The organism is Bacteroides parvus, from assembly GCF_017309675.2.
Classification (GTDB): Bacteria; Bacteroidota; Bacteroidia; order Bacteroidales; family Bacteroidaceae; genus Bacteroides; species Bacteroides uniformis.
Genome location: NZ_CP084680.1, coordinates 1,422,651 through 1,435,590, shown reverse-complemented (window position 1 = coordinate 1,435,590; position 12,940 = coordinate 1,422,651). Strand labels below are relative to the sequence as shown.

The 12,940-nt window shown below is 50.0% G+C and carries 6 protein-coding genes; all 6 read right to left on the bottom strand.

Annotation, left to right across the window (positions count from 1 at the left end):
* Nucleotides 1–71: 71 nt before the first annotated feature.
* Complete coding sequence (locus JXR92_RS05575) at nucleotides 72–704, bottom strand: hypothetical protein (RefSeq protein ID WP_117964247.1); 633 nt, start codon at nucleotides 702–704, stop codon at nucleotides 72–74.
* 4 nt (nucleotides 705–708) lie between these two features.
* Nucleotides 709–2,205 (bottom strand): 3-succinylated cholic acid synthase, encoded by a 1,497-nt coding sequence (bas-suc, locus tag JXR92_RS05570; RefSeq protein WP_138345645.1) that lies wholly within the window; start codon nucleotides 2,203–2,205, stop codon nucleotides 709–711.
* 96 nt (nucleotides 2,206–2,301) lie between these two features.
* On the bottom strand, nucleotides 2,302–4,764 hold the full coding sequence (locus JXR92_RS05565; RefSeq protein WP_138345647.1) for a glycoside hydrolase family 95 protein: 2,463 nt from the start codon (nucleotides 4,762–4,764) through the stop codon (nucleotides 2,302–2,304).
* 196 nt (nucleotides 4,765–4,960) lie between these two features.
* Nucleotides 4,961–7,174 (bottom strand): glycoside hydrolase family 3 C-terminal domain-containing protein, encoded by a 2,214-nt coding sequence (locus JXR92_RS05560; RefSeq protein ID WP_117964250.1) that lies wholly within the window; start codon nucleotides 7,172–7,174, stop codon nucleotides 4,961–4,963.
* 23 nt (nucleotides 7,175–7,197) lie between these two features.
* Complete coding sequence (locus JXR92_RS05555; protein WP_138345649.1) at nucleotides 7,198–9,780, bottom strand: glycoside hydrolase family 2 TIM barrel-domain containing protein; 2,583 nt, start codon at nucleotides 9,778–9,780, stop codon at nucleotides 7,198–7,200.
* Nucleotides 9,781–9,921: 141 nt separating this feature from the next.
* Nucleotides 9,922–12,804 carry a TIM-barrel domain-containing protein gene (locus tag JXR92_RS05550; protein WP_138345651.1) on the bottom strand — a complete coding sequence of 961 codons (2,883 nt, stop codon included), beginning with the start codon at nucleotides 12,802–12,804 and terminating at the stop codon, nucleotides 9,922–9,924.
* Between the last annotated feature and the right edge of the window lie 136 nt (nucleotides 12,805–12,940).

Sequence of the window (12,940 nt, the reverse complement as noted above, 5' to 3'; positions counted from 1 at the left end):
TTTAGCAGCCAGTAAGTGGAGCTAAGCACTAATCACTAACCGCTAATCACTATTGAAACGCCTAAAGATAATCAAAAGTTGACAATATAGTCTTGTTTTATCTTTGTTTTATCGAAGAATAGGATACCAAGGTCATAAAGGTCGAACGTAATACCCGCCCGCCCGTCCTGCTTCATACGTTTCCAGAGGGCAGACATCTGCGGAGTGTAACGGATACCCTCAATCACAAAAACAGACTTTCCCCTGGTACGGGCGGAACAGATGCGGAAGACCTCCTCTACAAAACCGGGACGACGATAATCGTGCAAATAAAGAAAATCAACGGGAACGCCACTCTCCAGAAAGAGCTCGGAAAGGTCGGAAGCCGAGGTATAATCCGCCCCCTCCTTCCCCGCTTTCAGATAGAGGGCAGAAGCGGCAAGCGTACCGGCATCTACAATGGTCTCCGGCTGGGTATAGTTTACCAGACGGAACAGAAGACGTTTTACTTTCTTCGATTCGTACTTCCAACGTCTATCTTTCTCCAGCTCCAGTTGCTTCTGTGCCTTGGCCAGCTCTTCATATTTATAATAAGCCGTACTTTCGTAAATTACATGCGTAATTAGGTTAAAGGCAAAAGGAGAATGTACACCGTAGCCGCAACGGTGCCGAAAACGGTACAGCCAGATAAAAGGCCGTTTTAGAGTAAGCAAAATATGATTCATTATTTTAATGTGCTAATGTACCTTCGAAAGTCACCCCTTCACCCGAAGAATAATTCTCCGTAACAGTCAGGAGTACCTTGTTATCCTCAAAGCGGAGCGTAAGCCCAAGGGCGCTTATCCAGCTGACATAATGTACTTTCAGTTGCAAAGCATCAGGTGACGCCCACGCATAACTGCCTGCTACCTGGAAAGGGCCTTCTATACCCTTAAAACGCCCCTTTGCAGCAACCGAATACGGAGGATAGCCATCAATTGCCGCTTTCGACCATTGCTTATAGCCAAACGGAAGACTGTATGTCTTTCCGTCTTTCTCCACCACAGTCATCACCACTTCTTGCTGCTTAAATTGCAGCTCGATGGATTGCCATCCGTATTTGTTCTCTCCGAGCAGGATGCGCTTGCCTGCGTATTTCTGTGAAAGGGAGGAAGCAGCCTTTCCTTGCACTAACGGCAGTTGATAAGAACGCTGTTTCTTCTGCAGGCGCTTGTAGTCCTTACCGGGCACTAATGCCTGGTCACCTGTCTCCGGCAACAAGCGGTTCCAGACCAAACGACGCTGCCGACGACCGTCTATCAATGTACATTCGGTAATGACCACTACCATATCCTTATCCGGAACAATCAGAATGTATTGTCCCAAAGCCCCGTCAGCACGTACAGCACCCGGATATTCGCAAAGCCACATCTGATAGCCATAATCTCCTATCTGTCTGGTCATCATCTGCTCCACCCAGGAAGCCGGAAGCAACTGCCTGCCTTCCCAAACACCCCGGTTCAGCAGCAGCAATCCGAATTTTGCCAATGACTCGCTCTGGATATGCAGCCCCCAGCCACCGGTATTGATGCCTTCGGGGCTTAGTTCCCACGCAACGTCCGTGATATGCATTGGGATGAAAAGCTTCTGCTTCAGATAATCCAGCAAGGTCATGCCCGTCACCTTCTGCACAATGGCAGAAAGCATATAGGTACTAATCGAATCATATTCAAACTTCTTGCCCGGAGTTTTCACCGGTTTGGCAAGGAAGGTACGTATCCAGTCGGGAGTGAGATTGCGCATATTCCAGTCGGGAGTGACACCCGATGTCATGGTAAGCAGGTCGCGGACAGTCATGTCTGCCAGATTAGCGGAAACCGAATCCGGAAGAAGCTCCGGGAAGAAAGCACCGACACGGTCTGTCAAGCGCAAGCGGTTGTCTGCAATGGCCAGCCCTACGGCAGCCCCGACAAAGGTCTTGGAGCAGGAATACATGGTATGGCGATATTCCGGTGCGAACGGAGCCGGATAGATTTCTCCGATGACCTTGCCGTGACGCACCACCACCACGCTGTGGATGTCTGTTTTCGGCAATGCCATCAGTGAATCAAACAAGGCAGTGACAGCCTTGGAAGGGACTCCTTCTGCCTCGGGTATGGAACGTGGCAACTCATTGATTTGTGCATGAACTGCCAACGCTCCCAGCAAGCCGAGAAACAAGAAGAAAAAACGTACTCTATTTTTCATAATTATCTAAGATATTTGTTCTACATGCACTGCAAATGTACAGCATTCGGACGCGAAAGACAAATAACTTGATAATTTTGTCGGAGGGGAACGTTCCTATAAGAAATGTATGGTCACCGCCTCTCCCTTGTTCAAATCCAACGGAAATGCCGGTTCTTTGTAAGTATGCGTACGTCCTCCTATCTTCACTTGGGCACGAACGGCGCCTGCGGGCATCTTTAGGATGAATTTACCCGGAACAAGAGCGGTAACAACAGCCCTCGTTGCCCGTCCATCCTTCCAGTCCAGGTCTATGGAAGCACCGCCGCGTACGCGCATTCCACGGAAGTTGCCGGCAGTCCAGCTATCCGGCAGGGCAGGAAGCAGATGGATAAAGCCCTCATGACTTTGCAGCAGCATTTCGCCGACTCCCGCCGCGCCACCGTAGTTGCCATCAATCTGGAAAGGAGGATGCGAACAGAACAAATTAGGGAAAGTGCCGCTACCATGACCTCCCGTCGCAGCATCGACAGCAGGATGCAGCAAACTCTTGAAGAGTTTCCAAGCACGGTTTCCGTCACCCAAACGAGCCCAGAAGTTTATCTTCCAAGCACGGCTCCAACCGGTACCCTCATCTCCACGACGGTTCAAGGTCATCCGGCAGGCTTCGGCAAGCTCGGGGGTAGCCTCCGGCGAAATCAGGTTTCCCGGATGCAGGCCGTAGAGATGGGAAACGTGGCGATGGTGCACATCCACTTCCTTATAATCCTCCAGCCATTCCTGCAAATATCCTTCCTTACTGATTTGCATGGGTGGGAATCTCTTCAGGTCTGCCTCAAGCTTCGCCACATAGTCCGCATCACAATCCAGCAGGCGGGCGGCGGCAATGACATTGGTATAAAGCTCGGTGAGCAGTTGCACATCCATAGTGGGACCCATACAGATGCTGACGGGAGTCACGCTGTCACCCGGCACATAGAAACTATTTTCCGGAGAAGAAGTGGGGGCAGTTACTAGCCAGCCATGAGAAGGCTCCTGCACGGTGGTGGAACTAAAGAACCGAGCGGCACCTTTCAAGACAGGATAGATACGACGCAGATAATCCCTGTCTTGCGTATACAGATAGTGTTCCCACAAATGGGCACACAACCAAGCGCCACCGGTATTGGTAGCTCCCCAGGAGGGGTGTTCACCGGGAGCGGTGTAATTCCATACATTGGTCATCATGTGGAGCACCCAGCCATCTGCCTCATCGCCATAGAAAGTACGCGCAGTTGCTTCTCCCGAAGGGACAAGACGCTCCATCAGTGTGGTCAGCGGTTGATAGAGTTCGGAAAGGCCGGCTTGTTCCAAAGGCCAGTGGTTCATCTGTATATTGATGTTCGTATGATAGTCTCCGTTCCAGGGAGTCGATACTCCATTTGCCCAGAGTCCTTGCAGATTGGGCGGCAGACTGCCGGGGCGTGTACTGCTGATGAGCAGATAGCGTCCGTAGTTATAGTACAAAGCAGCCAATGCCGGCGACTCCTGCTGTGTGAAGCGGAGGATGCGCTCGTTCGTCGGGAGCGTATCATCCGGCGTGGCAGGAAGCGTCAAGGAAACACGGTCGTAGAGGAAACGGTGGGCAGTGACATGGTTGGATAATGAAGAATGGAAAATGGAACATGGAGAATTAGCGGGGGTGGTGAAAGGACGGAGCAAGCTGTCGCAGACTTCCGCATAGCGTTCGCCCGGGAAGTCTGTACCGGCAGCGGCATAGGAGGTAGTGGCAGAAAGTATCAACCAGGCTTCCTGCCCGTTCTTCAAGCAGATACCATTTCCCGGGCTGACAGATGATTCACCACCGTTCTGCACGAGTTGCATCGCCACACGGTATTTCATACCGTCCAAACCGGGTTTACCGCTTTCCAACATGCCGTCCATCAAAAGGGTGTTCCCTTGGACAGTCACCAGGCTATGTTCTGCACGGCTCAAACGGGCAGAGAAGTTCAGAGTCCCTTCATGTCCGGCAACCAGATGAATCAGCATGACATCACGGTCACGGGAAACAAAATACTCACGGCGGTAATCGACATCTTCCAGCCTGAAAGCCGTGTATGCCACCGCATCGCGTAAGTTGAGCCAACGGCGATAGTTGTTTAATGGAGAATTGAGAATGGATAATGAAGAATTGTAGGTAAAATCTATATCCAAATCACCCAATACCTGATAGGTTCCATATCTCCCGTCAGTCTCCTGCTTCTTCGGAACAAAACTGCTGTACATCAGTTCCTGTGCCTCTCGGTTCTTTCCCTCAAACAACAGTTGCCGAATGGCAGGCAGACTCTTCGAGGCATCCGGATTGCTATAATCCGCCTCCATTCCGCTCCATAATGAAATTTCATTCAGCACAATGTGCTCACGGAGAATGCCTCCGTCGGGCATCATGCCCAAGCGTCCGTTACCCAAAGGAAGAGTCTCCTCCCAGATAGCGGCGGGCGATGTATAGTATAGCTGATGATTACAACTGTCGGCAGGCGCATCGGCTGCACGAAGCAGCAACGAGGCTGCAAGCAGAAATAGAGTGGCAAGTGTCTTCATATTGTTTTTTGATTCTGATTTCAGGCTGCAAACTTACCGCATACATTTTGCAGCATTACTGCATACACTTTGCAGCATTGCTGCATACCTTTTGCAGTGACGCTGCAAAGCAATTGCAGTAGCGCTGCAAAAGGTATGCAGTACCACTGCAAAATAGTTGCACTGATTTTGCAGTGGTTACGCACTGATTATAAGTTTATTGCATTTCGAACGAAACTACACCACGGACGTCGGCAGACGAAGCGCAAACGTATGCCTTGAACTTACCCGATTCGTACTTCCAAGCTGCGGAAGCCTCATCGTAGAACTTCAAATCATCCGGAGTAAGGGTGAAAGTCACACTCTTCTCCTCGCCCGGTGCCAGAGCGACTTTTGCAAAATGTTTCAGCTCCTTTACAGGACGAAGCACACTGCATTTATCATCGCCTACATAAAGCTGTACAATCTCTTTTCCGGCAATGCTACCCGTATTCTTCACGGCAACTGTCACCGTCAGCGTACCGTCGGCAGCCATGGTCTTGGCAGAAGCCACCGGTTTGCCATATGTAAAAGTAGTATAGCTCAAGCCATGACCGAAGGGGAAGAGTGCCGGAATCTTCTTGGTGTCATGCCAACGATAGCCCACCAGAATATCTTCCTTGTACTCCTGCTTAATGCTGTCGCCCGGATAACTGAGTTCATCGAAAGCATGTGCACCGCAATCCGTCAACTTGGCAGGGAAAGAGAAGGGCAACTTTCCGCTTGGATTTACCGCACCACTCAAGATGTCAGCCAGAGACTTGCCACCCATGGAGCCTAAATACCAACCTTGCACAATGGCAGGGACCCGGGATACCCACGGCATTTCCACCGCATTGCCGCTGAGAAGTACCAAAACGAGATTCTTGTTTACACCCAGCAAAGCTTCAATCAGTTCATCCTGCCCGAAAGGCAAGCCGTATTCCAGACGGTCGCCGCCTTCACAATCCTGGAAGTGGTTCTTGTTCAATCCGCCTACCAATACCACCAAGTCTGCCTTTTTCGCCATTTCCACAGCTTCTGCACGGAGTGAGTCTACCACATTCTGCGGAATTTCATCTGCACGGCCGTACATCGGACGACCGGCGGCATAGCCTTTCGCATAGGCTACCTTATCGCCATAAGCGGCACGCAAGCCATCCAGCGGAGATACCATATCCTTCACTTTCAGTTCGGAAGAGCCTCCTCCCTGATTCAGCAAGCGTACGGCATTATCGCCCACCACCAGGATATTCTGATACTTGGCTGCATCAATCGGCAGCAACGGAGCACCTTTCTTTACCACCGGAACATTCTTCAAGAGCACAATGCCCTCATTGCCTATCTCGCGGGCAGCGGCATAATGCTCTTCCGTAGCTACCGAACCATAGGGTTTCTGACGGTTCATCGCCGTACGGAATATCAGACGAAGAATACGGGAAGCCTTGTCGTCTATTGTAGACATCGGCACTTTGCCATCTTTCAACATCTGGAGGTAAGGGTTGGCAAGGTAATAATCGTTATAGGTAAATACACTCTCGGACGTCAGACCGTTGGTGTAAGAACCCATTTCAATATCCAGACCGTTGACGGCAGCTTCATAGGTGTCGTGGGCACCGCCCCAGTCGGTAATGACACAGCCATCGAACTTCCAGTCATCTTTCAGAATCTTGTTCAGTGTGAAATCGTTATGGCAGGCGTGCTGGCCGCGAATCTTATTGTAAGCGCCCATAATGCTCCAGGCACCTCCTTCTTCTACCGCAGCCTTGAATGCAGGCAGATAGATTTCATGCAAAGCACGGTCGCTAAGATTCACATCAATATGTCCGCGCCACAGTTCCTGGTTGTTCAGCGCATAGTGCTTGACACAAGCTGCCACTCCGTTCTTCTGCAACTCCTGGATGTAAGGTACGCACATCACACTGGCCAGATAAGGGTCCTCGCCCATATATTCAAAATTACGCCCGTTCATCGGAGTGCGGTAGATGTTGACGCCGGGGCCCAGCAACACATCCTTTTCACGATAGCGCGCTTCCTCACCGATGGCCTTGCCATACTTGGCAGACATGTCCGGATTCCAGGTAGCGGCCAGACAAGTCAAGGCCGGGAAAGCGGTAATGCTGTCATTGGTCCAGTTGGCATATCCCCAGTCATTCCAGTTGATTTCGGCACGGACACCGTGAGGGCCGTCGCTCATCCAAAGCTCGGGAATGCCGAGTCGCGGAACACCCGCACTGCTGAATTTACTCTGCGCATGGCAAAGGGCTACCTTCTCTTCCAGCGTCATCCGACTAAGGGCATCCTTTACACGTGCTTCAATAGGTTGTGCATCGTCCATATAGACCGGTGTCTGTGCAGACACGGTACTGATGGAGCATGTCAATAATAGGGTTGCTAAAAATTTATTCTTCATATCTTAATTGGCACATTAAATTATCATTTAATTTTAATCGTTGTCGTCGCCTTCTCCAGTCCATCAGCCGTAGCCGTCACCTTGACACCACCCGGTTCACCGTTGTTCTGCAGTACCACCAGGCACTTCCCGTAGAAAGCCTTGCGGTGGTTGTCCTTGAACTTCTCCATAGAAATAGGGCTTCCGTTGTCCACTCCGGCTATGAAGCCGGCACCTTCTACGGCAAAGGTCACATCGTTTTCGGCATTCGGACACAAATTTCCATCTTTGTCCAGAATCTCAACCGTAATGAAACTCAAGTCTTTGCCATCTGCCTGAATGGTACTGCGGTCAGGGCTGAGACGAATCTGTGCAGGTTCACCCGCTGTCCGGATTTCCTGCTCGGCCACAGTCTTTCCTTCCTTGCGGGAAACAGCCTTTACCGTACCCGGCTCATACTTCACGCGCCACATGACGTGGAAATCGTCTTTTCCCTTGTTGCGCACACCCTGCGACTTTCCATTCACGAAAAGCTCCACTTCGTCGGCATTGTTATAATATGCCCACAAATCTATGTCTTGTCCCTCCGTCCAATTCCAATGTGGGAAAAGATGCAACACCGCCTTGTCCGGACGCCACTCGGACTGATACATATAGTAGACGTCCTTCGGGAAGCCAGCCAAGTCGATAATGCCAAAGTAAGAGCTACGTGCCGGCCAACCGTAAGGAGTAGGCTCACCGATATAATCGAAGCCCGTCCAGACGTATTGTCCACTGATAAAGTCGTTGTTCTTTACATGGCGCATAGTACCTTCGTGACGGTTGCCCCAAGGAACATGACAGTTGTCGTAGGAGGAGCAAGAGAACGAGGCATCATAGAAAGGATTGTCCCAACGTTCGGGCCAGATGAACATCGAATCACTCGGCATCCGGTAGTAACCGCGTGTCATTAGGCCGGAAACACTTTCCGTTACGATGAACGGCTTACCGGGGAAGTTCTCGGGAACACCTGCAAACCAGTCGTCATGGTAATTGAAGCCGATAATATCAAGCGCACCGGAACGGAACAAATGATTGTTCGGATTCGGCTCGTTGCAGCCTGCCGTCACGGGGCGCGTGGCATCGAGCTTTCTCACCATATCCGCCAGTTTCTTTGTCAGCAGTGAGTTGACGGACATTTCTCCGTCCTTTGCCAGCATATCCGCACTATGGCCGAAGTTCAAGACCAGGTTGGCCTCTGCCAGACTCAAGGTGTCGGCTTTGGCATCCGTCCACTGCTCCAGCACTTCGTTGCCGATACTCCACATGAAGATGGAAGGATGATTGCGGTCACGCAGGATAAGGTCAGTCAAATCACGTTCGTGCCATTCGTTGAAATAGCGTGAATAGTCGTGGCGGGTCTTTTTCTTGCGCCACATGTCGAAAGTCTCGTCCATCACGATGAAGCCCATACGGTCGCAAAAGTCGAGCAGCTCCGGTGCAGGAGGGTTATGGGAACAACGGATTCCGTTGCAACCCATTTCTTTCAGAATCTCCAACTGGCGTTCGATGGCGCGCGTATTCACCGCAGCTCCCAGGCAACCCAGGTCATGATGCATGCAGACACCGTTTATCTTCACTTGTTCACCATTCAGGATAAATCCTTTTTGTGCATCGAAGCGGAAAGTACGGATGCCGGTAGGAGTATAATAACGGTCGAGTACCTCGCCGGTCTCTTTATTCTTGAGGATGCTTTCTACCTTATACATATAAGGTGCATCAATACTCCAGAGATTAGGATTCTTCAATTCTATTTCCTGCTCCATTTCTGCCGGAGCGACAGGCATCAGCTGAGCTTCCGACACAGCCTCACCTACCACATGACCGTCGGCATCCACTAACCGGGTTTGCAGGACGACATCAATCAGAGGAATAATTTCCGAATCGAACACAACATATGTACCGTCGGCCTGCTGCACGGAATCTTCCGTCTGCGTCTCTACATCGTACTGTAAACTGGTACGTATCTTCAACCGGGCACTGTTCTTCGACACTTCTTCTGCCGTCACGTAGGTACCCCACTGTGCCACATGCACCGGATTCAGTTTCGTCAACCACACATTACGGTAGATACCGCAACCGGAATACCAACGTGAATTGGGTTGTTCGGCATTGTCCACTCTTACAGCAATCACATTCTTCTCCCCCCATTTAATATAAGGAGTCAAATCATAACTAAACGAGATGTATCCATAGGGGCGTGTTCCCAGTTCATGCCCATTAATATAAACGGTGGAGTTCATATAGACACCATCGAAATCTATGCGATAGCGCTTGCCCTCATCGACCTTATCGGCAATAAAAGTCTTACGATACCAACCTATACCACCAGGCAGAGCACCTCCCCCTGTTCCTGACGGATTGTCCCGACTGAACTCTCCTTCAACAGCCCAATCGTGGGGCAAGTTCAGTTTCCGCCAGTCTGCGTCATTATAATCTGAACGGGATGCCGCTGTATCGTCTCCCAAGCGAAAGGCCCAGTCGGCAGTAAAATCCAAGCTACGGTCATCGCCAGCTACCTCTTTAGGAGCATTGCAACCAACCAGCAGGGACAGCCCGATGGCCAAAGACAATATGATTTTATTCATGGTAATAAATATCTAAAAGATTATCGAGTGCCTATTCCTCTCTTACAGCTATTCAGAAGCAGGGAAGTTTCTGGCACCGGGGAACAACGAGACCGGCACCCGGAAGATTTCTCTCCCTGGCACCGTCGTCTATCATTCTGATTATAATTTTATAGTTTGCGCTTTTCCGGCATACTTCACTGTTGTGCCTTTCGCCTTTAAATCGAACGGTTGCGGCTGATCTTTGCTTACCTTCACTACATTGAAAGTACGTTCCTTCAGCATACCAGGGAAGTCACCCGTACGGTCACCGATAACCAGTGTACCTTCAGCATCGTTATAAGCAAAGGGTATAGTGGCATATTGTCCCTTCTCGTAATTATAGTTCACACCTTCATCTTCATAGAGTGTAAATGCACCGTCCTTACCCGTATAGACATAGAGTGTGATTTCCGAAGCCGGTTTTTCATCACTGTATTGCATATCCGGACCATAAGGTACAATGGCACCTTCGCAAACGTAGAGCGGAATACGTTCATAAGGAGCATCCACTGTCAGCTTCTGGCCACCGTCCACATACTTGCCGGAGTAGAAGTCATACCAACCGCAGCTTGCCGGGAAATAAACCTCGCGGTTGCGTGCACCGTATTCGTAAACCGGAGCCACCATCAGGGCAGAACCGAACATGAACTGGTCACCTATATTGTTGACGTTTGCATCAGCTGTGAAGTCCATTACGAGCGGACGCATGATGGTATAATCATTGAAATAAGTCATACCTGCCAAAGAATAGATATACGGCATCATGTTGTAACGCAACTTCGTATAATAAACGATGGAGTTGTAGCACGGATGTCCTGCCGGAGCGATATTCCAAACCTCACGGTACGGATACTGGCCGTGTGCACGGAACAACGGGCAGAAAGCGCCGAACTGATACCAACGGGTATTCAACTCTCTCCATTCCTTATAATCAGCATTTTCACGTCCAGTCTTGTTGAATTCCATCTGACCAGCCACATAACGGTTCTCTACACAGAATCCGCCGATGTCCATAGTCCAATAAGGGATACCGCTGACAGCAAAGTTTAGGCCGGCAGAGATTTGTGCTTTCATATCTTCCCAACGGGTAGCGATGTCACCACTCCAGGTGGCAGTAGAATAGCGTTGCAATCCTGCAAAGCCGGAACGTGTTAACAAGAAGACGCGTTTATCCGGTTCCACGCCGCGCTGTCCGTCATAGATAGCTTCGGCATTCATCAGCGCGTATGCATTGAAGAACTTGGCAGAGGGGCCGAGTGCTGTCGGACCGCAAAGGTCCTTGCGGTATTGCAAATCCGTACAGTCGCGTATGTTCGGTTCGCTGGCATCCATCCACCAGGCATCTATGCCGAGAGGATAGTAATGGTCTTGCATCTGCTTCCAGAAGAGCTTGCGTGCATCGGCATCGTATGCGTCATAGAAAGAGCCCAGATAGCCGGGACCTACCCAGTCTTTAATACTGTCTTTAATAGCCTGCTGGTATATCCAGCCTTTTTCGTCAAATTCCTTGAAGTGTTCGGTCGTAGCATAGAACTTGGGCCATACGGAAATCATCAAACGTCCATTCATGGCGTGGATGGAGTCGACCATTCCTTTCGGATCGGGGAAACGTTCGGGGTCGAACTCATGGCTTCCCCAAGAATCCTGCTTCCAGTGCAGCCAGTCGATTACGATATTGTCGATAGGAATCTGACGTTCACGGAATTCCTTCAAGGTGGAGAGAACCTCCTCACGCGTATTGTACTTCTCACGGCTCTGCCAGTAACCCATCGCCCATTTCGGCATAATCTGGGATTTACCTGTCAATGTACGGTAGCCGCTAATCACATCGTCCATATCATCACCATAAACGAAATAGTAGTCTATTTCATTCTGCATTTCACCCCACCAGGAGAGTTTGTTCTGTTCTTCATCAGCCACCGGACTCAATGCCCGCAGACCGCAGTAAGAAATTCCGGCGTCAGGCTTCCATTCTATCTTCAACGGAACGCGCTTGCCCGCTTCCAGATTGACAGCAAACTTATAGCTATTAGGATTCCAAGCCGTACGCCAACGTTCGGGAACCACCAACTCATTATCAATATATACTTTCATGTAGCCTGCATAGTAAAGGATGAAGCGGAACAAGCCGCTTTCTGCCGGTTCTATTTCTCCCTCATAAACTACGTCGGACCCTCCGAACGGGAACTCCTCAGGCAAATTAATCACCTTACTCAGATGTGCGGCACGGTCCAGATGTTCAAAATAAAGAGAATCCTCACGACGTACAAGGGTTTCCACGTCTTTCTTGCCCGGAATATATGTACCGGTCAAAGCACCTTCCTTGCCCTCTTTATCATAAAGTTTGAAGACATCACCCAGCTGTGAGTAATCGCGCGGGTCACCGAAACGGCAGAGCGAATAGCTGTCCCAAAGCACACCGTAGTTCTTATTAGACACAATGAAGGGTACAGACACCTTTGTATTATACTGGAACAGTTCCTCATTCTTACCTTTATAGTTGAACTCATCCGCCTGGTGCTGGCCCAAGCCATAGAAAGCCTCATCATTGCCTGCCGACTGGAATACTTGACGTACTGTATATCCTTTCGTACCTTCCACTTCCACCGGAGTAAAGGTCCGCCCGTCAGAGTCTTCAGCCAGAATCTGCTTGCCGTCGGCATCCGTGAAGCGTACCTCACCCGTTGTCTTGGACACAATGACACATAATTCCGATGTCTTGACAGTCACTTCATCGCCCTGCTCTTCGACCTTAAAGTCGGTCTTATTCTGTTGAGGGATCACAATGAGACTCTGCTCCTTTGAAAATTCCTTCTCAGGAGTAGCCGATACATGAATGAGCTTCTCGCCCATTACTTCTAATCTTACTTTACGCACATCCGTCGGTTGCTGCTGCTTGACTTCCACAACAACACCGTTCTCGGTCTTTTGGAATCCGCCTCCGGAACATGCGGCGAGCATCCATCCGGCAAGCAAATAAACTGAAGTGTTTTTCAATTTCATATTACTGTTTTTAAAGTGAATTTTCTCCGATGTAAAAATAGAAAGTTTCCTTCAAAAACGGGTCCCCCCGATGTTGAAACACAAGGGCGCTTTTGATTACCCTAAAAGACAATATGTTTCCGTAAGGGGTATCTTT